The organism is Pseudonocardia kujensis, assembly GCF_021283305.1.
Lineage (GTDB): Bacteria > Actinomycetota > Actinomycetes > Mycobacteriales > Pseudonocardiaceae > Pseudonocardia > Pseudonocardia kujensis.
In genome coordinates this window covers 173,458-195,141 of sequence record NZ_JAJSOK010000002.1, presented here as the reverse complement: position 1 = coordinate 195,141, position 21,684 = coordinate 173,458, and the positions used below count along the sequence as shown (strand labels likewise).

The 21,684-nt window shown below is 71.5% G+C and carries 20 protein-coding genes; 11 read left to right on the top strand and 9 right to left on the bottom strand.

Features of this window, described 5'->3' with window-relative positions; translation table 11 throughout:
- Positions 1-9: 9 nt before the first annotated feature.
- Positions 10-1,242, bottom strand: a complete 1,233-nt coding sequence (locus tag LWC35_RS02560) for a septum formation family protein (RefSeq protein ID WP_232868225.1) — start codon at positions 1,240-1,242, stop codon at positions 10-12.
- A 257-nt stretch (positions 1,243-1,499) separates the two neighbouring features.
- On the opposite strand from LWC35_RS02560, the gene LWC35_RS02555 reads away from it, so the two are divergent.
- From LWC35_RS02555 to LWC35_RS02545, 3 genes are read left to right on the top strand one after another with little or no spacing between them, the layout of a single operon-like run.
- Complete coding sequence (locus tag LWC35_RS02555; protein WP_232868224.1) at positions 1,500-2,162, top strand: hypothetical protein; 663 nt, start codon at positions 1,500-1,502, stop codon at positions 2,160-2,162.
- Between the two features lie 3 nt (positions 2,163-2,165).
- A complete protein-coding gene (locus tag LWC35_RS02550; protein ID WP_232868223.1) occupies positions 2,166-3,332 on the top strand; it encodes a glutathionylspermidine synthase family protein in 1,167 nt (388 codons plus the stop codon).
- 57 nt (positions 3,333-3,389) lie between these two features.
- Positions 3,390-3,836, top strand: coding sequence for a DUF350 domain-containing protein (locus tag LWC35_RS02545; protein ID WP_232868222.1), 447 nt, complete (start codon positions 3,390-3,392; stop codon positions 3,834-3,836).
- Positions 3,837-3,842: 6 nt separating this feature from the next.
- Here the strand turns inward: LWC35_RS02545 and LWC35_RS02540 are convergent, their stop codons facing one another.
- Together LWC35_RS02540 and LWC35_RS02535 are read right to left on the bottom strand one after the other, a co-directional pair.
- Positions 3,843-4,487 (bottom strand): endonuclease, encoded by a 645-nt coding sequence (locus LWC35_RS02540; RefSeq protein ID WP_232868221.1) that lies wholly within the window; start codon positions 4,485-4,487, stop codon positions 3,843-3,845.
- Between the two features lie 28 nt (positions 4,488-4,515).
- Positions 4,516-5,583 carry an FUSC family protein gene (locus tag LWC35_RS02535; protein ID WP_232868220.1) on the bottom strand — a complete coding sequence of 356 codons (1,068 nt, stop codon included), beginning with the start codon at positions 5,581-5,583 and terminating at the stop codon, positions 4,516-4,518.
- Positions 5,584-5,640: 57 nt separating this feature from the next.
- On the opposite strand from LWC35_RS02535, the gene LWC35_RS02530 reads away from it, so the two are divergent.
- Positions 5,641-6,132, top strand: a complete 492-nt coding sequence (locus LWC35_RS02530) for a MarR family winged helix-turn-helix transcriptional regulator (protein ID WP_232868219.1) — start codon at positions 5,641-5,643, stop codon at positions 6,130-6,132.
- Between the two features lie 18 nt (positions 6,133-6,150).
- On the opposite strand, the gene LWC35_RS02525 is transcribed toward LWC35_RS02530, so the two are convergent.
- The gene (locus LWC35_RS02525; protein ID WP_232868218.1) at positions 6,151-7,272 is read right to left on the bottom strand and encodes a nucleotide disphospho-sugar-binding domain-containing protein; all 1,122 of its coding nucleotides are present in this window, start codon (positions 7,270-7,272) and stop codon (positions 6,151-6,153) included.
- A 76-nt stretch (positions 7,273-7,348) separates the two neighbouring features.
- Between LWC35_RS02525 and LWC35_RS02520 the strand changes: the two genes are divergently transcribed.
- From LWC35_RS02520 to LWC35_RS02510, 3 genes are all read left to right on the top strand, one after another.
- Positions 7,349-8,173 (top strand): HAD family hydrolase, encoded by an 825-nt coding sequence (locus tag LWC35_RS02520; RefSeq protein ID WP_232868217.1) that lies wholly within the window; start codon positions 7,349-7,351, stop codon positions 8,171-8,173.
- A gap of 232 nt (positions 8,174-8,405) precedes the next feature.
- Entirely contained in the window at positions 8,406-8,945 is a 540-nt protein-coding gene (locus tag LWC35_RS02515; protein WP_232868315.1) for a phosphatase PAP2 family protein, read from the top strand.
- Positions 8,945-9,865: a decaprenyl-phosphate phosphoribosyltransferase gene (locus LWC35_RS02510; protein WP_232868216.1), complete on the top strand. Its 921-nt coding sequence runs from the start codon at positions 8,945-8,947 to the stop codon at positions 9,863-9,865. Before LWC35_RS02515 ends, LWC35_RS02510 begins: the two co-directional genes overlap by 1 nt.
- A 36-nt stretch (positions 9,866-9,901) precedes the next feature.
- Here the strand turns inward: LWC35_RS02510 and LWC35_RS02505 are convergent, their stop codons facing one another.
- Positions 9,902-11,083 (bottom strand): glycosyltransferase family 4 protein, encoded by a 1,182-nt coding sequence (locus LWC35_RS02505; RefSeq protein WP_232868215.1) that lies wholly within the window; start codon positions 11,081-11,083, stop codon positions 9,902-9,904.
- Positions 11,084-11,291: 208 nt separating this feature from the next.
- On the opposite strand from LWC35_RS02505, the gene LWC35_RS02500 reads away from it, so the two are divergent.
- Entirely contained in the window at positions 11,292-12,488 is a 1,197-nt protein-coding gene (locus tag LWC35_RS02500; RefSeq protein ID WP_232868214.1) for a glycosyltransferase family 2 protein, read from the top strand.
- Positions 12,489-12,503: 15 nt separating this feature from the next.
- Here the strand turns inward: LWC35_RS02500 and LWC35_RS02495 are convergent, their stop codons facing one another.
- Positions 12,504-14,456, bottom strand: coding sequence for an acyltransferase family protein (locus tag LWC35_RS02495; RefSeq protein ID WP_269803480.1), 1,953 nt, complete (start codon positions 14,454-14,456; stop codon positions 12,504-12,506).
- Positions 14,457-14,779: 323 nt separating this feature from the next.
- Here LWC35_RS02495 and LWC35_RS02490 point away from each other — a divergent pair, with 323 nt between their 5' ends.
- A complete protein-coding gene (locus tag LWC35_RS02490) occupies positions 14,780-15,868 on the top strand; it encodes a glycosyltransferase family 4 protein (protein WP_232868212.1) in 1,089 nt (362 codons plus the stop codon).
- On the top strand, positions 15,865-17,106 hold the full coding sequence (locus tag LWC35_RS02485) for a lipopolysaccharide biosynthesis protein (RefSeq protein WP_232868211.1): 1,242 nt from the start codon (positions 15,865-15,867) through the stop codon (positions 17,104-17,106). The genes LWC35_RS02490 and LWC35_RS02485 overlap by 4 nt, the downstream gene beginning before the upstream one ends.
- 66 nt (positions 17,107-17,172) lie before the next feature.
- On the opposite strand, the gene LWC35_RS02480 is transcribed toward LWC35_RS02485, so the two are convergent.
- Positions 17,173-17,763 carry a class I SAM-dependent methyltransferase gene (locus LWC35_RS02480; RefSeq protein WP_232868210.1) on the bottom strand — a complete coding sequence of 197 codons (591 nt, stop codon included), beginning with the start codon at positions 17,761-17,763 and terminating at the stop codon, positions 17,173-17,175.
- 31 nt (positions 17,764-17,794) lie between these two features.
- Complete coding sequence (locus LWC35_RS02475; RefSeq protein ID WP_232868209.1) at positions 17,795-19,771, bottom strand: DUF6541 family protein; 1,977 nt, start codon at positions 19,769-19,771, stop codon at positions 17,795-17,797.
- A 132-nt stretch (positions 19,772-19,903) separates the two neighbouring features.
- Here LWC35_RS02475 and glf point away from each other — a divergent pair, with 132 nt between their 5' ends.
- The gene (glf, locus tag LWC35_RS02470; protein ID WP_232868208.1) at positions 19,904-21,097 is read left to right on the top strand and encodes a UDP-galactopyranose mutase; all 1,194 of its coding nucleotides are present in this window, start codon (positions 19,904-19,906) and stop codon (positions 21,095-21,097) included.
- Positions 21,098-21,106: 9 nt separating this feature from the next.
- On the opposite strand, the gene LWC35_RS02465 is transcribed toward glf, so the two are convergent.
- Positions 21,107-21,682, bottom strand: coding sequence for an isochorismatase family protein (locus LWC35_RS02465; protein WP_232868207.1), 576 nt, complete (start codon positions 21,680-21,682; stop codon positions 21,107-21,109).
- Positions 21,683-21,684 lie beyond the last annotated feature (2 nt).

Genomic DNA, 21,684 nt, shown 5'->3' with positions numbered 1-21,684 from the left:
ACCACGACGTCAGGGTGCCGGAACGGGCACCTCGGGCAGCGGCGCGGCGGGCGGGCCCGCCGACTCCGACGCCGACGGGGGCGCCTCGGCGCTCGGCGGGGCCGGCTCGGACGACGACGGCGGGACGCTCGGGTCCGTGGTCGGGGCGCCGGACTGCGTCGGCGGGGCCGGCACGCCCGGCTTCGGCGTGGTGGTGGCCGGCGGGGCGGGCTGGTCGCCCACCGACACCGCCCCCTTGACCGGCCCGGTGACCGGCGCGAACCCGCTGCGGTCCGGCAGCAGGGCCGCCAGGTTGCAGTTGACCTTGCGGGTGCCCGCGTTCCAGGACTCCTCGGTGATGTTGTCCCAGTACACGGTGAGCTTCTTGTCCGTGATGACCTGCGGGCCGCCGGCGTAGTCGCCCGCGATCCGGCTGCACTCGGGCTGCAGGAACCCGTCCTGGTCGCCCACCGCCGGGAAACCGCCCGGGAACTTCTGGGAGAGGTCGACGACGCCGACCGTCTCCACCGCGTGCGGCCCGGCGCAGTCCGTGGGGTCGCCGACCCGCGGCCCGTCGATCGCCAGGCAGGTCCCGGGCTCGTAGACCCCGGACTGGTCCTGGTCGGCGGCCTTCCCGCTCAGCGGGTACAGCGCGCCGGAGCGCGAGGCGCTCTGCACGCCGCAGCGCAGCTCGCGGTCCCCCTCGTCCCACTTCTTCTGCGACGGCTTGAGCGCGCCCACCCGGAACTTGCCGTTCGGGTCGAACCTGCCGCCGAGGTACTGCAGCACGACCGGCGTGCACCGCTCGTTGACGAGCTGGCGCATGGTCGCGTCGTCCGGCAGGGTCTGCTGGTCGGTGAGCTGGACGGTCCCCGACTGCTCGAACAGGTGCGGCTGCGCGCAGTCGACGACGGCGGTGTCCGCGGCGTCGGCCCGGGCCCAGTTCAGGCAGGTGCCGGGCGTGGTCGGCGGCGGCGGGATGTCCTCGACGTCGGCCGAGGTGCCGTTGGGCGAGGGGAGCGCGGCCAGCGAGCCGAGGACCGGCACGGTGGCGCCGGCGACCGTGTCGAGCGTGGCCACGCCGAGCATCACGCCGGCGCCCACGAGGACGGCCGCGACGATCCGCCGCGCCTGGCGGCGGCCCGGCAGGCGCGCACCCCGGCGGGGTGCCGCCGGCGGCGGGCTCGTCCGCGGGGAGCGGGCCGGGCGGTCGGCGACGGCGAGGGGGGAGCGGCCGCCGGACGGGGTGGGGAGCTCGTCCATGTCGCCGACCATCTTGCCGTCCCCGTCCGGGCGACCCCGATCCGGTGCCGCCGTCGCTCGGTCATCGGTCGGGAGCGTGCTGCGAGGTGTCGTCGGGGGACGACGAGGAACCCCGATCCGGTGATCCTGCGCGGCGGGAGGGCTCCCGGGTCGGGTGAACGGTGTCACGATCTTGGTCGGGTCGATACCGAGCCGAGACCGAGGGCGGTTCCGCACGTACGCCCGGAGCGGATACGGTGCGCGGCGGGGGTGGACGCATGACGGAGCACGACGGCCGGGACCAGCCCGGGCCGCCGGACGAGACCGGGGAGACCCGGCCCGTCGAGAGGGTCCGCGGCCGGATGACGGAGCAGGACGCGTCGACCACGCCCCGTGAACCCACCCTGGCCGAGAAGCGCGCCCGCGAGCAGGGTGCCCGCCGCCGCGCCGAGGAGGCCCGGCTGGCCGAGGAGGAGGCCGGGCGCAAGAAGAAGCGCAAGCGGATCCTGATCGGCTCCGGCGTCGTCGTCGGCGTGGTCGCGCTGATCGCCGTCGGCTACGCCGTGTCCTCGGACGACGAGGAGGTCCAGGCCCGCTGCGTCGACGACAACAACGTCGTCGTCGACGACGCGAACTGCGTCACCCCGGCCTCGGCCAGCAACAACACCTACTACGGGGGCGGCGGGTTCTTCCCGATCTTCATCGGGGCCGGCGGCCGCCAGTACCACTACAACTACGGCGGCGCCGGCAACATCGGCCAGGTCGCCACCGGCGGGACCACGACCGTGCCCCAGAACGCGACCGTCCGCACGCCGTCGGGCAAGACGATCTCGCGCGGCGGCCTCGGCGTGAGCAGCGGCTCGTCCTCCGGCGGGTCGAAGGGCACGTCGGGCGGGTCGTCCTCGTCGGGCGGGAAGTCCGGCGGAAGCAGCGGGAGCTGAGCGGTGCGCCGTGAACGCGGGGCCGCGCGCCCCGGCTGGCAGCAGATCGTCCGTGACCAGGGACTCGTCTACGACGCCCCGGGCCGGGACCGGAACGGGCTCGCGCGGCCGTACTGGGACGAGTCGGTGCACTACGTCTTCGAGATGGACGAGATCCTCTCCCTCGAGGCGGACGTGGAGCTCCTGCACTCGATGTGCCTCGAGGCCGTGGACCACGTCGTGACCACCGAGCGGTTCCGCGACTTCGCCCTGCCCGAATGGGCGTGGGAGAAGGTCGCGGCCTCCTGGAAGCGGCACGACCCGCACGTCTACGGCCGCTTCGACCTGCGCTACGACGGCTCCGGCCCGGCCAAGCTGCTCGAGTACAACGCCGACACCCCGACCACGCTGCTCGAGGCGTCGATCCTGCAGTGGTACTGGCTGAAGGACACCCACCCCGACGACGACCAGTGGAACTCGCTGCACGAGCGCCTGGTCGAGCGGTTCGGCGAGATCAAGGGCGCGCTGCCCAGCTCCGAGGTGCACTTCACCTGGTCCGGCGGCGACGCCACGGGGGAGGACCACGTGACCGTCGGCTACCTGCAGGAGACGGCGGCCGAGGCCGGCCTGGACACCGTGGGCCTGCGGATCGAGGACATCGGCTGGGACGTCGACCTCGACCGCTTCGTCGACCTGGCCGAGGCTCCGATCGCCTCGGTGTTCAAGCTCTACCCCTGGGAGTGGATCCTCACCGAGGAGTTCGGCAAGCACGTCGTGCGCAGCCTGCCCGAGACGCTCTGGCTCGAGCCGCTGTGGAAGACGCTGCTGTCGAACAAGGCGATCCTCGCCGTGCTGTGGGAGATGTACCCCGGCCACCCGAACCTGCTGCCCGCGTACCTGAACGACCCGGGCCTGCTCACCGAGTACGTGCGCAAGCCGCTGCTGGGACGCGAGGGGGCCAACGTCGACATCGTCTCGCCCGGCTCGCAGGTCTCGACCGGCGGCGTGTACGGCGAGGAGGGCTACGTCTACCAGCTCTTCGACCCGCTGCCGGAGTTCGACGGCTTCCGGCCCGCCCTGGGAGCGTGGATCGTGGGCGACGGCTCGGCCGGGCTCGGCATCCGCGAGACCGCGGGTCTGGTGACGGACGACGGCGCCGCGTTCGTGCCGCACCGCATCCCCGAGGACTGACGCCGCGCTCCCCGCCCCGGACCCCCGCTCCCCGTCCCCTTCCTCCCGGAGGACCCCATGACCCTCGCCCTCGATGCGGTGTACTTCGCGAACATCGGCCGCGGCGTCGGTGCGATCCTGCTCTACGCGCTGCTCGGCGCGCTGCTCATGCTCATCGGCTTCTGGGCCATCGACATCACCACGCCCGGCAAGCTGAACCGGCTGGTGCGCGACGGCCGCCCGGGCGCGGTGCTGGTGACGTCCGCCGGGATGATCTCGATGGCGTTCATCGTGGTCGTCGCGATCTGGAGCGCCTCGGGGCTGCTGGCCGAGGGGTTGCTCGCGGCGCTGATCTTCGGCCTGGTCGGCATCGTCGCGCAGGTCGTGGCGGTGCGGCTGCTGGAGTGGGTCACCGGCATCCGGATCGGTGAGGTGCTGGCGGCCGAGGAGCTCGGCGCCGAGGCGTGGGTGGTCGCGGCCGCGCACGTGGCGCTCGGCCTCGTGGTGGCCGTCGCGATCATCTGAGCCGGGTCAGGCGGGCCCGCGGACCTTCTCGACGACGTCCGTCGCCAGCGCCGCCCGGGTCAGCGCCGCCGCGAGCCGGGCGAGCCCGTCGTCGGGGACGAGGGCGGCGAGGTCGTCCGGGTCGGTCGGCAGGCCGAGCTCCTCGGCGCCCTGCCGCGCCTTGCCGTCGAGCGCCGGGCGCAGCTCCGGCCACACGGCCTGCGCCTCGCGGCAGAAGATGTCGGCGCCGGTCGGCCCGAGCCGGGGGAACTCCGTGAGCAGCTCGCGGATGCGGTCTGCGTCGCCGCGGCCCTCCTCCCGCAGCCGGCGCAGGTCGCCCTTCCACCGGTCGAGCAGCAGCTCGGCACCCTCGCCGAGCGCGGTGGCGGTGCTCTCGTCGTAGCGCGCGTAGCGGGCGCGGCCCAGGGCGTCGACGCGGTCCTGCCAGCTCGCCTCGCGCATCTTCTCGGGCGTGCCCATCCCGGAGCGGACGAGCTCGCGCGCCGCGTCGACGGCGATGTCCGCCCGGATGCGGGTCGACAGCAGCACCGCCAGCACCAGCAGCCGGTACAGCGGCGCGGGCGTGTCCTCGAGCGTGATCCCGGCCTGCTCGGCGTAGGTCTCGCCGGCCTCGTCGAGCAGCGCGGTCACGGTGTCCTGTGGCGCACCCATACGGTCGGGTACCCGCGGTTCGGGGCCCTTACGCGGCGAAGGAGCCGGTCTCGGGCGCGGCCGGGAGGACGGCGACGGCCCGGTCCCGGGACCGGCGGCGGCGGGCGCGCAGGCCCAGGACGGCCAGCGCCACCAGCACCCCGACCACCGTCGAGACGAGCCGGTCGGCCAGGAGCGTGGCGGTGGGGACCGGGTGCATGGTCGTACCGACCACCAGGGCGAGGGGCGTGATGAACAGCAGCGCGACGGCGTAGTTGCGCATCACCAGCAGCTCCGCCGCGGTCTGCAGCACGACGGCGGCGACCACGATCGCCCAGCCCGGCAGGTGCAGCGCCAGCAGCGCCGCGGCGACCGCGAGCCCGCCCAGCGTGCCCCCGATGCGCAGCACGCCGCGGTTCACCCGGGCCCGCGAGCCCGCGACCGACAGCGGGACGACGGCCGCGACCAGGGCCCAGTACAGGTGGCCGACGCCCAGGAGCACGGCGAGCGGAGCGGTGACCGCGCAGGCCAGCAGGACCTCGAGCACGATCTCCCGGCGCGCCGCCTCGCCGAGCGGGAGCCTCACCAGCGGCGCCCGGCGGCGGACGTGCCCGGGCAGCAGGGCCCCGGCGCTCCCGACCAGCACCGCGAACGCCGCCGAGCCCGCGGCCACGGCCACGACCTGCAGCGCGGCGGCGAGGCCGAGCGGGTGGGCGCCGGCGAACGCGCCGGCGGCGAACACGAAGAACAGCGGCCCGCCGGGCTTCCACCCGACGACCTCGCCGCCGATCGTGCCGGCGACGGCCACGCCCACCAGGACGAGGAGGGCGAGCCAGGGCGAGGCGGGCAGGTGTGCGGCGAGCAGCCCGACCGCGACGCTCGCGACCAGCCCGAGGCCGGTGACCGCCTGCACCTGGGTGCGCGCCGGCACCGTCAGGTTCCGGCCGTAGATCGCCGCGAAGGCGCCGAAGGTGGCCGCACCCAGCAGGTCCAGCCGGCCGAGCACGAGCAGCGCCAGCATCGGGACGCCCACCGAGACCCCGCACCGCAGCGCGGGGCGGTGCGCCCCGGCGTGGGCCTCGAAACGGACCAGTTCACGGGCCAGCGTCCCCTGCACGCATACTCCTTTCACTGGTGTACAAATTACTTCACCGGTGTACGAAAGGGGAAGCCGGTGGCGGCGAACCGTGACGCGATCGACGACATCCAGGCCATCTGGGCGGTCCGGCGCCCGGACCTCGACACCGGGCCCCTCGCCGTCGTCGGGCGGATCCTGCGGGCCGCGCGGTTCCTGCAGCAGGCCGCCGACGACTGGCTGGCCGACGCCGGGGTGACGCGCGCGGAGTTCGACGTCCTCAGCCAGCTGCGGCGCACCGACGCGCCGCTGCGCCCCGGTGACCTCACCGCCGGCGTCGTCGGCTCACCGGCCGCGACCACCAAACGGCTGCACAAGCTCACGGCGGCCGGCCTGGTCACCCGCACCCCCGATCCCGACGACGCCCGCGCCGCCCGGGTCGCGCTGACCGGGGCCGGGGAGCGGCTGGTCGACGAGGTCCTCCCGCGCCAGATCGCGGCCGAGGCCGAGCTGCTCGAGGTCTTCACGACGGCCGAGCGTGAGTCGTTGGCGGCCCTGCTGCGGACCGCGTTGCTGGCCTGGGAGCCGTGAGCGGCCGCGCCGGCCTCCTCATCCCAGGGCGGCGACGTCCGGCACGCGGGCCTCGGGCGGCGGCATCGCCTCCAGCTCGGAGCGCACCTCGCGGGCGTTGGCGGCCAGCTCGCCGTCGGCGACCAGGCGGCGCAGCGCCTCGGCGGTGACCTTGCCGGACAGGCCCGCCCCCCGCCGGGCGATGAGCTCGGCGTTGTGCCGGCGGTCCCCGGCCCCGGGCACCGCGAGCTGCGGGATCCCCGCGGACAGCGCGCCCATCGCGGTACCGGAGCCGCCGTGGTGGACGATCGCCGCGCACAGCGGCATGCCGTCGACGAGCGGGACCCAGCCGACCGTCCGCACCCGGTCCACCGCGCGCGCCCGGCGCTCGATCCGCGGCTCCGGCCGGACCAGCACGATCTCGGCGTCGACCTCCGCGGCCGCGGCCAGCGCCGCCGGCATGGGGTCGGCGCCCGGACCGGGGGCGGTGCTGCGCGAGACGAGGATGCGCGGCCGGTCCGCCGCGTCCGAGGGCACCCGCAACCAGGCCGGGATCTCGCCGCCGCCGCGCTGGACCGGTCGCATCGGCATCCCGGCGCGCTCGCCCACCACGCTGCGCGGCGCCGTCGTCAGCACCACCTCGGGGGCCGGGAGCCCGCGCTCCTCCAGCCCGTGCCGGCGCAAGGCCCGCCGCATGATCTTCGACGCCGCGGTCACCCGGACCAGTGCGGGGCCGTCGAACAGCGAGTTCTCCAGCAGCACGGTGGGCAGGTCGTACCGGGCCGCGGCCACGGCACCGGCGACGGCGAGCGGCTCGTGGACCACGACGTCGGGCCGCCACTGCTCGACGACGGTGACCAGCCCGTCCGTCAGCTCCTCGTTCACCGCCCCGAACAGCCGGGCGACCATGCGCGTGCCCGCCGTGCCGGTGAGCTCGGCGCGGGCGTCGAGGGGGTGTGCGGCCATGTTCCGCGCGGCGATCCAGGCGAAGGAGACGTCGCGTGCCACGTCGATCACCGGGAGGTCGCCGGTGTCGGCGTTCATCGCGTCGCCGCCGGTGGCGACGAGCACGTCGTGCCCCGCCTCCCACAGCGCCTCACCGAGGGGCAGCATCGGCAGCAGGTGCCCGGTGAGCGGAGCCGACACCAGCAGCACGCGCATACGGGCACGCTAGCGAAGGAGATCGCTCCCACGCTGCCCGTACGCTGGGGGCGTGTCCGGACGGGTGGAGTAGCGCATGGAGGCCCCGCGCCTCGTCGCGAGCGACGTCGACGGCACCCTGCTCGGCGAGGACCACGAGGTCAGCCCGCGCACCGCGGCCGTGATCGGCAGGCTGGTCGCCCGCGGCGTCCCCTTCGTGCTGGTGACCGGGCGGCCGCCGCGGTGGATCCCGCCGGTGGCGACCCAGCTTGGTGTGGTCCGGTACGCGGTCTGCGCCAACGGCGCGGTGCTCTACGACGTCGAGGCCGACCGGATCGTCGGCTCCCGCCCCCTGCACCCGGAGGACCTCGTCCGGCTCGAGCAGGCGGTCGCGGAGGCCCTGCCCGGCGCCACCCTCGGGGTCGAGCGGGTCGGCGAGCACGCGTTCGACGACCAGGTGGCCCAGTTCGTCGCCGAACCGGACTACGAGCACGCCTGGCCGGGCGGCGGCCCGCCGACCGAGGAGCGCGAGCGGCTGCTGGCCCACCCCGCGGTGAAGCTGCTGGTCCGGGCCAAGGGGATGTCGAGCGACGCCATGGCCGCGGTCCTGGAGCCGCTGGTCGGCGACACCGTGGACATCACGTTCTCGCACCCGGGCGGGCTGATCGAGGTGGCGCCGGCGGGCGTGTCCAAGGCCACCGGGCTGCGCGACCTCATGGAGCGCACGCCGGAGTTCGCCGGAATCGCGGCCGACGAGGTCGTCGCCTTCGGGGACATGCCCAACGACGTCGCGATGCTGCGCTGGGCCGGGCACGGCGTGGCGATGGGCAACGCGCACCCGGAGGTGGTCGCGGCGGCGGACGAGACCACGGCGACCAACGTCGACGACGGCCTCGCCCTCGTGCTGGAGCGCTGGTTCTGACCCCGGTCCCGGCCGCGGATCCGGCGTCGGGCTGACCAGCGCGGACGGGCGGCCCGGCACGCCGGACCGGGCCGCGGGCGGCCGCCGCGTAGCATGGCTGCGCCGTACACCCCGCAGATCGGCGCCCGCGGAAACCCCGCCGCGCGCGCGAGGAGGCCTGCCCGTGACCGACCGGTCGCTCGACGTACCGGCCGCGCCGGACGCACCCACGGTTCCCGCCGTACCCGCTCCTGTGCCGTCCGAACCCGTCGCACCGGCCTCGCCCGAGCTGCAGGTCCTGTCCGCCGTGCAGCGCGGGATCGCGCGGCCCCGGACCGTGTCCGTGGCCCGCGGCATGTCGCACTTCGGCGAGCACGCGGGGGGCTGGCTCGCGCTGGGTCTCGTCGGTGCAGCCGTCGACCGGCGCCGGCGCGCCGAGTGGCTGTGGTCCGCCGCGGCCGTCGCCTTCGCCCACGGGGCGTCCATCGGGGTCAAGCGCGTGGTGCGCCGGCCCCGTCCCGAACACCCGTCGGTCGAGGTGCTCGTGGGCACCCCGAGCCGGCTGTCCTTCCCGTCCTCGCACGCCACCTCGACCACCGCCGCCGCCGTGCTCTACGGCCGGCTGCTGCGCTCGCGCGCGCCGCTGGCCGTCGTGCCCGTGATGGCGCTGTCCCGGCTGGTCCTGGGCGTGCACTACCCGACCGACGTGGCGACGGGATCGGCGCTCGGCGCCGGCGTCGCCCTCGCCGCCCGGCGCGTGATCCCGCGCCTGATCCACAGGAAGAAGCGCTGATGACCAGCACGGACGTACCCCCGGCGGTGGAGGCTCCGCAGCGGACCCCGATCGGTCTGGCGGCCGGCGTCGTCAGGACGATGCGCCCTCGCCAGTGGGTCAAGAACGTCCTGGTCCTGGCCGCCCCGTTCGCCTCCGGCGACCTGTTCCAGGGCGCGGTGGCCGTCAAGCTCGCCATCGCGTTCGTGGCGTTCTCGCTGGCCGCGTCGGGCGTCTACCTGGTCAACGACGCGAAGGACGTCGAGGCCGACCGCGCCCACCCGACCAAGCGCAACCGGCCCGTCGCCGCCGGCATCGTCCCGGTCCCGGTGGCCTACGCCGTGGCCGCCGTGTGCTTCGCCGCGGCCATCGCACTGTCCCTGCTGGCCTCGGTGCAGCTGCTGATCGTGCTCGGCGTCTACGTCGGCGTGCAGCTGGCCTACTGCTTCTGGCTCAAGCACCAGCCGGTCCTCGACATCTGCATCGTCGCCTCCGGCTTCCTCATGCGCGCCATCGCCGGTGGCGTCGCCGCGGCCATCCCGCTGTCGCAGTGGTTCCTGCTCGCGGCCGGCTTCGGCTCGCTGTTCATGGTCGCCGGCAAGCGCTACGCCGAGATGATGCTCGCCGAGCGCACGGGCGCGAAGATCCGCAAGTCGCTGGAGTCCTACTCCCCGTCCTACCTGCGGTTCGTGTGGGCGCTCTCGGCCACCGTGCTGATCATGACCTACGGGCTGTGGGCCTTCGAGATCCGCGAGGCGCACCACAACTCGGTGTGGTCGGTGATCTCCATCGTCCCGTTCGTGGTCGCGGTGCTGCGCTACTCCGTCGACGTCGACAACGGCGACGGCGGTGAGCCCGAGGAGATCGCCCTCGGCGACCGTGTCCTCCAGGTCCTCGCGATCGCGTGGGTGGCGATGCTGACCCTGGCGGTCTATCTCTAAGTCCGCCCGGGTCCGGCCCGGCCGTCGATCTGCGCCTCAGGGCGCGGCTGAGCGTCGCGTGCGCCCGTCGACCTCGGCTTCGAGCCGGGCGACGAGTGCCGCCGCCGCTGCGCGGATCGTCTGCGTCCGACTCACCAGCTCGAACCAACCGCGCGTCGCCCGTCGCAGGCTCACATCACCCCGAACGGCTCGGACGATCGCTGCGCCGAGCTCGGCGGGGTCACACGAGCGTGCGATCGTGCCGTTGACCCCCTCGGCGACGAGTTCCAGGGATGCGTTGTCGCCTCCCTCGACGAGGACGACCGGAGTGCCGAAGGCGGCGGCTTCGACGACCACCAGGCCGTAGCCCTCTCGCGCCGAAGGGTTCACCAGGCAGTTCGCCGTACGCACCCCGCCCTCGAGCTCGTCCTGTGACACGAAGCCCGGTAGGCGCACGACATCGCGGAGGTCGAGCCGGTCGATCTCAGCTTTGACCGCGGAGTGCGAGGGGCCGTCACCGAAGATCGTGGCGGTTAGGCCCGGCAGCTCCGCCCGGGCGGCCGAGATGGCCGCCGGAAGTGTCTCGACCCGCTTGTCCGGGATGTGCCGCCCCACGTACACCACTGTCGGGGGAGCGGCGGGTTCGAGTTCAGGTTCGCCGAAAGGGCCGTCGGGAATGAGTCCAGGGCTCACGAGCGGATCACGGCGGAGACCCGCCGCCCGGAGGCGGCTCGCGACGAGCGCGGAATGACAGCTAGCGAGAGGCCCGCAGCAGATCGCGAGCCGCTGAACGAGACCGGCGACGCGGCCGACGACGCGACCGGAGTACGCCCTCCACTGCTCCGGGCGGAAGACCTCCAGCCAGTCGACTGCGAGTACTACGCGAGTACCCACCAGGGCAGCGCGCGCGGCCGGTACGTTGGTAGCTGGCGTGGCGCTGACCAGCACCGCATCGTAGTCACGGTGGTGGCGCCGCAGGTGGACGGCGAGACCGTAGGCGAAGCGGACCGCCGGACCGACCGTTCGCGCACCGTGTGCGTCGTAGATCTCGCGGTCCTCGCTCACGGTGACGACGCGGATCCCCTCCAGCTCCGGAGCCGGACCGTCCCACTGACGACGGGTGAGATAGGTGATCTGGTGTCCCGCAGCGGCGAACTCCTCCGCGAAGACACGGTACTGGCGTTCGCCACCGCCGACCGAGAAAGGGAACAAGCAGTCGTAGGCGATGGCGATGCGCACTCGGAACCTTCGTGGTCGACGGGCTGACGGCCTGGCTCAGGGGCGAGTCCCTGGGCGGTCAAGCGTAGACCAGGCCTCGGACAAGTGGCGGGTCGGCGACGCGCCGCGGTCGTGTGCCGCCTCGGCCCTCACGCTCGCTACCCTGCACGGGTGTTCGTGAGGCCGTGTTCGCCTCCGACAGACCGAATCCGGACGCGATGGGGGCACGATGACGTCGATCTCGATGGCGCAGGAGGATGCCGCCGCCGAGTCCGTGATCCTCGAGCTGACGGTGGTCCTGCCGTGTCTCAACGAGGCGGAGACGTTGGAGACGTGCATCCGTAAGGCACGCGCGTCGATGGCAGAGCTCGGAGTCGCCGGCGAGGTCGTCGTCGCGGACAACGGCTCGACGGACGGCTCGCAGGAGATCGCCGTGTCGTCGGGGGCTCGCGTCGTCGACGTGCCGAAGCGTGGATACGGGGCGGCGCTGACAGCCGGCATTCATGCGGCCAAAGGTCGCTTCGTGATCATGGCGGATGCCGACGACAGCTACGCCCTCGAGGACCTGGGAAGGTTCCTCGAGGGCCTGCGGGGCGGCGCCGACCTCGTGATGGGTAACCGTTTCCACGGCGGGATCGAGCCGGGCGCGATGCCCTTCTTGCACAAGTACCTCGGGAACCCGGTGCTGTCGATGCTCGGGCGGCTGTTCTTCCGGATTCCGATCGGCGACTTCCACTGCGGGATCCGCGGGTTCCGTCGCGAGCGGGTCCTCCAGCTCGGTCTACGCACGTCCGGGATGGAGTTTGCCAGTGAGATGGTGGTTCGTGCGTCGCTGGCGCACTTCCGGATCACGGAGGTACCGACAACTCTGCGCCCCGACGGACGGAGCCGGTCGCCGCACCTGAGGACGTGGCGCGACGGTTGGCGACATCTGCGTTTCCTGTTGGCGTTCAGCCCGCGCTGGCTCTTCTATTACCCGTCCATGACACTTCAGATCATCGGACTCGTCGGGGTAGTCTGGCTCGCATTCGGTCCTCAGCGGATCGGCGGTGTCGGCTTCGACATCCATTCGATGGTCGCCTTCGCGACGATGTTCATCGTCGGCATGCAAGGAGTCGGCCTGGCCGTCATTGCCCGCTCGTACGCCGCCCACCTCGGGCTGCTGCCGCCTCCCTCCGAGAAGGCCGAGCGGATTTTCGCTCGACTCACCCTGGAGAAGGGCCTGGTCGTCGGCGGGCTCCTGATGCTGCTGGGAGTCGCCTGCTTCCTGGTGGCGCTCACCCGCTGGGGCGTCCTCGGATTCGGGGCGCTCGACGTGGTTCAGTCCATGCGGGTGCCCATCGTCGGGATGGTTCTGGCCGTCGCCGGGTTCCAGTTGGTCATCGTGAGCTTCGCCCTCAGCCTGACCCGGATCGGAGAGGACTGAGGCGGCCTCAGGCGCTCAGCGCAGGAGGGCGTCCAGGCGGGGTCCAAGCAGCGGGGCCAGCGAGGTCATGTACGTCGCTGATACGTGGTTGAAGTCCATATACACGAGCACGTTGCCCACCTCGGCCGGGCACAGTTCCGCGTTGCAGAGCAGATCCGCGGTGTCGATGAACGACACAGTAGGCGGAACGCCGACGGCCGAGAGGTACGAGGGCTGGGCTGGGTAGACCTCGGCCCGCTCGAATCCGCAGGCTCCGTCTGCTCGGCGGTGCTCCAGACAGTCTGCGGGGTTGTAGCCCGGGTCATGACGGGGGTTGTCACGCGCCGCGATCACGGGGATCCCGAGGTCGGCGAGGCGCTGCCACTGTGCGACGAAGCCAGGAGGTGTCGACTCGGTGAGCCCGGGCCGTACGTCGTGGCTCGCGAGCGTGAAGACCGCGTCGGGCCGGAGTTCGCTGATCTCGGCGAGAGCGGCCTGGTTGAAGTCGACGCAGGTCTGGCTCATCGAGCCGTCCGGCGGAGGAGCGGAGAACGCGCAGCCGCCCAACGTCATACTGATGATCTGCCAGTTCCGGTCCGCAGCAACCGGGCCGAGGGCAGCGAGGAACTGGGCGGCGTGGGAGTCACCGACGACCACGATCCTCTTCGCCGGGAGCACGGCAGGACCCGGCAGAGGAGAGCTGCACGTCGGATTGGACGGAAGGTGGTCCATCGGACGGCAGTCCCACGAAGTGACGCTCGCGAAGTCCTGAGGCGCGTCGACGAGGGGTGGAAGGAGGTCGGCGTCCCCGCTGCTCCCGCTCGCGAGGGCAGCCGCGCCCGGATGATTCGGATCGCCCAACCAGGCGTTGTCAGCAGCTCGAGCGTGCAGCAGGAGGCTCCAGCACAGGCTGGTCACCAGTACGACGGAGATCAACCCGCCACAGAGACCGAACCGTCGCGCGTCGCTCAGCTTCAGCCTGCGGAGCGGCTCCTCAACGAGATGGTGAGTCAGCACGGCAAGGAGGACGGACATCGCGACGACGGCGAGCCCGCCGCGCAGGCCGACCGCGACCTGGTCACGCAACGCCAGGTAGAGAATCAGAACCGGCCAGTGCCAGAGGTACAGGCAGTAGCTGAGGTCGCCGAGGTAGCGAACCGGGCGCGACCCGAGGAGGTGGTCCGCGGCCAGAGTGGATCCGGTGGTACCGGCGATGAGGACGAGGCTTGCCGCGAGCGTCGGCCACAAGGCCACGAACCCCGGGAAGACGGCGTCGACATCGAGGAGTGCCCCGCACGCCACGAGTGCGACGACGCCGGTCCAGCCGAGCACGATGCGTACTCGCATCGGCGGGGCGAGCGCATCGATCACGAGGGCGAGCAGGCCACCGAGAGCGAACTCCCACCCTCTCGTGAGTGAGTGGAAGTAGGCGAGGGGCTGGTTGCTGATCGTCAGCGTGATGGAGAAGGTCAGCGAGGCAACGCCCACGCCGACGAGGGTCAGGAACAGGCCCAGCCGAAGTCGGCCGTAGGCCCGGCCAGCCACGGCAGCGACGACCGCGACCAACAGGGGCCAGACGATGTAGAACTGGACCTGGATCGAGAGCGACCAGAAGTGTTGAACTATACTCTGTGTGTTGTGCTGGGCGGCGTAGTCGATCGAATCTACGGCCAAACGCCAGTTCTCAAGAAAGAATGCCGAGGCGACCGTCTCGCGTAGGGTCTGGAGCCACCGTGCCTCCGGGAGGAGCACCATCCCCGCCACCGCGCTCGCCACGAGGACCACCGCGGCCGACGGGACCAGGCGAACAGCCTGCCGGGCCCAGGTGCTGCGGAAGCGCAGGGTTCCGGCTTCGGCAGAGCGGGACAACGCACCCGTCACTAGGAAGCCGGAGATTAGGAAGAAGACGTCGACCCCGCCGGACACCCGGCCGAACCAGACGTGGTAGGCGACCACGAGGGTGACCGCGAGCGCCCTCAGTCCTTGCAGCTCCGGCCGGAAGCGACTACGCGTCGGTGAGGCGAGGTGAGCATCCCGGCCAGCGAACCTGGAGAAGGTCCGGTCCGGTGCCGAAGGCGTGTGCAACGTCCGTCACCGGTCCTTCCACAGCTGGTAACTCGAACTCGTCCGCCGCAGAAGGGCGGAGACGCCGCTCGGGGAGGAAGCGGCATCCGTACGTCGGGACGATGGAAGGAATCTAGATCACGCCTTGCCGGTCGCTGACCGAGGGCGATCCGGCACAGGTCAGCGCCGAGACGGGCCGCGGCCGGGTTGGAAGGGGAAACGCACGGACCCTTCCCTACTATTGCCTGGTGTCGCTTCGTGTCGCCGTCGACCTCCTCTACTACACGGGGAGAAAAGGCGGAACCGAGAGCTACGCCCGCGGGCTGTTCGCCGCGCTGGCGGGCCACGACGACCTGACGTTCGTCGGCCTCGGCAACGCGGAGCTGCGTCGAGACCCTCCCGACTGGTTCCCGGGGGAGATCGTGGCGTTGCCGGTCTCGGGGGAGAACCGGGTGGGGTGGGCAGCCGCTGAGGCGCTTGCGGTCGGTCCTGTCGCCCGGCGAGTCGGAGTCGACCTTCTCCACTGTCCTTCCAACTTCGGGCCCGCCGTACGCCTGCTACCGACCGTCGTCACCGTGCACGACATCCTCGCGGAGCGACACCCGGAGTGGGTTCCCGAGGGGCGAGCGCGCGGCGTCCGTCTGCTTCATCGCGCGACGGTCCGCGCCGCCGATCATGTTGTCAGCGTCAGCCGGGCGACTGCAAACGATCTCCACCAGTTGCTCGGGGTGCCGGTCGACAAGGTGACGGTGGTGCCGCCGGGCGTCGAGGTCACCGCCCGCGCCGACCGCAGGGTTGCAGATGATCGCCCGTTCCTGCTCACCGGCGGTAACCGTATGCCGCACAAAAACTTCGAAGGTCTACTTCACGCGTGGGCGCTCCTTCCGAACGCCGACCGGCCGAAGCTGGTCGTCACAGGAGGCCGCGGTGTCGACCCTCTGGGCCCCCTCGTTCGCGAGCTCGGGCTCGAGCACGACGTGGAGCTCCGGGACTGGGTCGACACCGCCGAACTGGAAGACCTCTACCGGCGGGCGACGGCATATGTCTTCCCCACCCTCTTCGAGGGTTTCGGTCTACCCGTCCTCGAGGCAATGGCACGCGGCTGCCCGGTCGTGGGGTCCGACATCCCCGTTCTCCGGGAAGTTGGCGGCGAGGCGATGGTCTATGCGGATCCGCACAACCCGGCGTCCTTGGCCGAGGCGGTCCGGAAGGTGACGGCTGAGGCGGACCTGCGAGATCGCCTAGCGGAAGCGGGACGAGCGCGAGCGTCCGACTTCACCTGGCCCGCAACTGCGCGGTCGATCGCGGCGATCTATCGCTCGGTGGTCCTGGCGTGATCGGCGCCCGGATCCGCACCCCTGCGACGCTGGTGCTCGCAGCCAGCTTCGTCGGGCACGGCGGGAACTACCTCTTCTACTTGGTCGCGGCCCGCATGGTGGCACCGTCCGAGTTCGCCGTCGTCTCGGCGCTCATCGCGTTCGGCACGATCGCGATGATGCCGCTGAACGGCATGCAGTCCGCGGTTGCCCGCGATGTCGCGGTGCTGCTCGCCTCGGGCGGCGAGGCCGAACTCTCGGCATACCTGCGACGAGTCCTCACGCGGACGGCGTGGACGAGCATCGGCATCGCGGTACTGCTGGGCGGCCTGTCCCCAGTAGTCGCGAACTGGCTGAACCTCGGCTCGCAGGTCCTCGTCGTCCTGGCGGGCGTGTGGCTGGCGGGAATGGCGATCCTCCTGGTCCTAACCGGGGTCGCCCAGGGGGCCGAGCGCTTCCCGTTGGTCGCGTTCGCCCTCGGCGGCCCGCTCGGCGCGCTGCGCCCGCTGTTCCTGCCGCTCTGCATCGTGGCGGCAGGTGTGGCCGGAGGGATGTGGGCGATGCTCGCCGCGACAGCAGTGGGAATCGTCGTGTTGGCCAGGCCCGTGCTCCGACTGGCCAAGGTGCGGCCGGCGAACGCGCCACGCGTGGCCAGCACTCCCGTCACCATGGCCACCCTGCTGCTGTTCTCCTCGCTCACGAACGCAGACCAGCTGGTGTCCCAAGCGGCACTGCCGGTGGCCGACCGAGGGGTCTATGCCGGCGCTGTGCTGCTGGGGAAGGTCGCGCTGTTCGCGCCGTCGGCCCTTGCCATGGTGCTGCTGCCCCGCGCCTCCGCTGCCATCGAGCGCGGTGAACGAGCCGACGCCGCCGTGCTGAAGACGATCGGTGTCACTGCTCTGTGCGGCTTGGCGGTCACCGGGGCCCTCTGCGCCATCCCCGCGTCCATGCTTGCGGCGACGTTCGGCCCCGCGTACGTCGGGTCCAAGCCCTACTTGGCTCCGCTTGCCCTCGTCATGACCGCGGCTGCCGTGCTGTGGGTGCACGTGACCTTTGCCATTGCGCGACGAAGCCGCGCGATGGCGTTCGGTCTCGCGCTTGCAGCCGCCTGCCACTGGTCCCTACTCGGGCTCTTCCACGCGTCGCCGGGGCAGGTGATCGCGGCCTCGGCGACTGTGATCGGGGCAACTCTCATTGGAGTCGAACTGTTTTCGTCCGGCGGGGTAGCGCGGATGCTCGTACGCGGCCGGGCTTCCTGAGGGGCCATCGGCGATCGAGGTCGTCTTGCTGCACGCCGGTCGGGTTTCGGAGCGCCTCAGCGCGCCTCAGCCACGCTCGGCCAGGATCCAGACATTGCGGCGCACGACCGGAAGCCAGGCCGCGACACGCAACGGCAGTGGTCGTCGGTGCGAGGGCAGGCGGGCTGCAATGACAGAGGTTCCAGGCATGACCGACTCGTAACCGACCGTGACCGGTTTCAGGCCGTGGTCGGTGAAGAGGCGACGAAACCCCTTGCGAGTAAAGGGGCGCACGTGGGTGTAGTCGTCCCAGACCCATTTCTGCGCGTCCGGGGAAGAGGCGAACACCCGCCCGCCCGGGCGCAGGACGCGGTTGATCTCTCGGACGACCTCGCCGGGTCGTTCGACGTGCTCGAGGAGGTCCTTAGCGATGACACCGTCGAACGTCGCGTCCTCGAACGGAAGCCGCTCCTCGACACTACCTTGGATCACCGTGATGCCACGTTCGGCAGCCGCTTCGACCGCATCACCCGAGGCATCGAGACCGGTGTAGTCCTCGTAGTGCTCGCCGAGCCAAGCCGCGCCGCACCCGAGATCGAGGAGCCGTGTGGAGCTTGGGAAGTGCCGGGTGATGTCGCGGAAGTACCCAGGGGCGCCGTGCCAGTCGAAGTAGCCCATGCGGCGGACCCTATCGGCGGGCGTTCTGAGGTCAGTCCGTCGCCTCCTGCAGCTTGTAGAGCTGCACCTCGGAGTTGGAGTAGACAAGGCGAGCCGAGTGCATGTCGGCCACGTGGACGAGTCCGGGCGCTCGCCTCTGTGCGTCACCACGGATGAAACCCTGGCAAAGCATGACCCAGCGAACGTCAAGGCCTTCCGCCGCAGAACGGACGGTCGGGTCCCAGTCAAGGGTGTCGAAACGCTCGAACAGCGCCTCGCGGTCGTACCCCTGGTCGCCCCAGTCGAACGGTCCGGTAAGTGGGGTCGGGAACACCACGTCCGTTCCGTCGAGCGCGTAGGCCCAGCCACAGCCGTCGTGAGGGTCGTTCATGACTGCGCCCCCGCCGTCCGCTCGCACCCAAGCCGAGGCCTGGTCGACGCCGAGCCGCTCAGTGGGAGACAGAGTCGGGCCGGCACCGTAGGCCTTGGCGACGGTCGCCTCGGTCGTCCGATGGTAGCCGCCGTGCGTGACCACCGCGCCGAGCAGTAGACCGGCGGACAGCAGCGCAACGGGCATCAGCCGAGGTTTACGCCCCGCGAGAGCCCGCCGAAGCGGGCCGCGCCTCAGGGCCGAGGCGACGAGGTCCCGCAGCGCCACCGCGCCGACGACGGCGAGGAGGTAGGCGAGCACTGTGAACGCGGTCCCCAGCCGGTGCCGGTCGTTCCACCACAGCGATGTCACCAGGAGCGAGAGGTCGGTGTCGTAGGCACCGGCGAGCACATAGAGCCAGACGACCACTGCCGCCGTCGCGAGCACAGGAAGCAGAACCCGCAACGTCGGTGCGGCGAACACCGCAAGGACACCGACAGCCAAGAGCGGGGCGAAGGCCACCTGCCGCAATCCCGTGGCGTTGAAGAGGAGCAGGTCGCGAATGGCGCCGCCCGGCGTCGTGTAGGCCGGCCAATCGATCGCGGCCGCAGTGCCGCTCGCTGTCGAGGGAAGAAGAGAGACGATCACCTGGAACGACGCTGCTGCGGCCACCGTGATGAGGACAACCGTGCCGCCGAGCAGCGCGAGGCGGGCTTCGCGTCGAATGACCAGTTGTCGGACGAGCATCAGGAAGCCGACGAGAGCCGCAGGCACCGCCACTTGGGGGTGAGTGTTTAGGAGGGCTGCGGCACCGAGTCCGCTCGCGATACCGCGCCACCACGTGGGCGCTCCGAGGAAGCTGCCGAGCAACGCCAGGAACCCCGGGAACAGGACGACGGCAAGGCCGTAGGGAAGGAGGGCGCCGTAACCAGTCATCTGGTACGGCACCGACGCCAGCGAAGCCGAACCTGCGGCCGCACATAACGCGTGTGCAGGGCGTCCCGTCAGGACGCGGAAGACGCCGACACACCCGACACCGAAGACGAACGGCAGCAGTGCCGCGATCGCGTTGACGACCTCGGGAATGCTTGCGCCGGTCGAGCTCAGGATGAGGGCGCCCGCGACATGGTAGGTGTCAGGCGCGAAGTAGGTCTGCGAGTGGGGTGCCGCCACCGCGGCTAGTGACGCCGGCCGCGGATCCCCTGTCTCGGAGATGTGGCGGATAGCTCCGGCATGGTAGAAGGCATCCCAGGTCTGGTTGACCACCTGCAGACCGCCCGTTGCCCGCGAGACGACCACGACGCCGAGCAATCCGGCGCCTATCAGCGCGATCACGATTGCGCCATGGTGGTAGCGACTCCACGGCGCGCCCCCAGGGCCGCCTTTCGGGGGAGTCGGCGTCCACGCCCGGGTGGCTAGGGTCGTGAGCCCGGTTGCCACGAGGGTCACCAGCAGTACTGCGATCGGAGTCCAGGCGATGTGGGCAATCGGGAGGACGGGAGTTGCGACGGCGAGGAGGCCGAGGGTCAGCAGGGGGGCGGCAGAGGCCAACAGCCACCCGCGGAGCCGCAGCGCGAGCCCCAGCGCGAGACCCGGCCCGAACAGCCACGCCAGCGTCGTGACGAGGAGGGCCGTCACCGCGGCCTCCTCGACAGCCACCTGTACAGCCTCACACCGTTCCTTCCCCGCGACCGCTCGGCAATACTGCCCTGACGGCTCCGCCGCGCCAATTCGCCATACCGATACGGCCGGGTCAGGGCTCCCGCCGGAACCTCGCTACCCTCGGTGCCCGTGACTGACGCACAGTTCGATCTGGTCGTGGTGGGCTCGGGCTTCTTCGGGCTGACGATCGCGGAGCGGGCCGCCGCCGAACTGGGCAAGAAGGTCCTGGTGCTGGAGCGGCGCCCGCACATCGGCGGCAACGCCTACTCGGAGCCCGAGCCGGAGACCGGGATCGAGATCCACCGGTACGGCGCGCACCTGTTCCACACCTCGAACAAGCGCGTGTGGGAGTACTGCAACCGCTTCACGGAGTTCACGGGCTACCAGCACCGTGTGTTCGCGCGGTACCGCGACCAGGTCTACGCGTTCCCGATGAACCTGGCGCTGATCAACCAGTTCTTCGGGAAGTCGCACACGCCCGACGAGGCGCGGGCGCTCATCGCCGAGCAGTCCTCCGAGTTCGACACCGCGAAGGCGGAGAACCTGGAGGAGAAGGCGATCTCGCTGATCGGCCGCCCGCTGTACGAGGCGTTCGTCAAGGGCTACACAGCCAAGCAGTGGCAGACGGACCCGACCGAGCTCAGCCCGTCGATCATCACGCGGCTGCCGGTCCGCTACACCTTCAACAACCGCTACTTCAACGACACCTACGAGGGCCTGCCCGTCGACGGGTACACCGCGTGGCTGGAGAAGATGGCGGACCACCCGAACATCGAGGTCCGCCTCGACACGGACTACTTCGCGGTGCGCGACGAGCTGCCCGCCGGGATCCCGACGGTCTACACGGGCCCGCTCGACCGCTACTTCGACTACAGCGAGGGCGAGCTCTCGTGGCGCACGCTGGACTTCGAGACCGAGGTCCTGCACGACACCGGTGACTTCCAGGGCACCTCCGTCATGAACTACAACGACGAAGAGGTCCCCTTCACCCGGATCCACGAGTTCCGGCACTTCCACCCCGAGCGGGACTACCCGACGGACAAGACCGTCATCGTCCGCGAGTACTCGCGCTTCGCCGAGTCGGGCGACGAGCCGTACTACCCGGTCGGCACGCCGGAGGACCGCGCCAAGCTGGAGCGCTACCGCGAGCTGGCGCGCAAGGAGACCGCGAACCGCAACGTGCTCTTCGGCGGGCGTCTCGGCACCTACAAGTACCTCGACATGCACATGGCGATCGGCTCCGCGCTGACCATGTTCGACAACCGGCTCACCCCGCACTTCGCCGAGGGCAGGGCGCTGTCCGGCACCGAGAGCGAGGACTGAGCCCCGCACTCAGCCGGCGAGCCGCGCGAGGACCTCGTCCGTCGTGGCGGTCTCGCCGAGGCGCGGGAAGATCCGCTCGACGGAGTGCCGGTGCAGGTCGGCGTCCCGGTCGGCCATCGCGTCCGTGACCGTGGTGACGTGGTAGCCGTGCTCGTGGGCCGCCCGGGCGGTGGACTCGACGCCCGCGCTGGTCGCGATCCCGGTGAGCACGATCTGGGTGATCCCGCGCCGGCGCAGCTGCAGGTCGAGGTCGGTGCCGTGGAAGGCGCCCCAGTTCCGCTTGGTCACCACGACGTCCGCCGGGTGTCCCGCGAGCTCCGGCGCGATCTCGTCCCAACCCGTGGGTGGGGTCCGGAGGAGGCGTCCCACCTCGGTCCGGCCGGGAGTGGTGTCCGACCCGTCCGGGCGGAGCGAGACCCGCACCAGCACCACCGGGCGGCCGGCCGCCCGGAAGGCCTCGGCGAGGCGGGCGGTCCGCGCCACCACCTCGGTGGCGCCGTGGGGTTGCGTCGACACCCCGACGATCCCGTTCTGCAGGTCGATCGCGACGAGTGCCGACGTGCGGTCGAGCGCGGTGAGGGCCATGG

Coding starts and splice junctions, on each gene's coding strand:
- LWC35_RS02540 (WP_232868221.1), bottom strand. CDS start 4,487: ATGGGTGCGCCACAGGACACCGTGACCGCGCTGCTCGACGAGGCCGGC.
- LWC35_RS02465 (WP_232868207.1), bottom strand. CDS start 21,682: ATGGCCCTCACCGCGCTCGACCGCACGTCGGCACTCGTCGCGATCGAC.
- LWC35_RS02520 (WP_232868217.1), top strand. CDS start 7,349: ATGGAGGCCCCGCGCCTCGTCGCGAGCGACGTCGACGGCACCCTGCTC.
- LWC35_RS02480 (WP_232868210.1), bottom strand. CDS start 17,763: ATGGGCTACTTCGACTGGCACGGCGCCCCTGGGTACTTCCGCGACATC.
- LWC35_RS02555 (WP_232868224.1), top strand. CDS start 1,500: ATGACGGAGCACGACGGCCGGGACCAGCCCGGGCCGCCGGACGAGACC.
- LWC35_RS02545 (WP_232868222.1), top strand. CDS start 3,390: ATGACCCTCGCCCTCGATGCGGTGTACTTCGCGAACATCGGCCGCGGC.
- LWC35_RS02510 (WP_232868216.1), top strand. CDS start 8,945: ATGACCAGCACGGACGTACCCCCGGCGGTGGAGGCTCCGCAGCGGACC.
- LWC35_RS02525 (WP_232868218.1), bottom strand. CDS start 7,272: ATGCGCGTGCTGCTGGTGTCGGCTCCGCTCACCGGGCACCTGCTGCCG.
- LWC35_RS02560 (WP_232868225.1), bottom strand. CDS start 1,242: ATGGACGAGCTCCCCACCCCGTCCGGCGGCCGCTCCCCCCTCGCCGTC.
- LWC35_RS02500 (WP_232868214.1), top strand. CDS start 11,292: ATGACGTCGATCTCGATGGCGCAGGAGGATGCCGCCGCCGAGTCCGTG.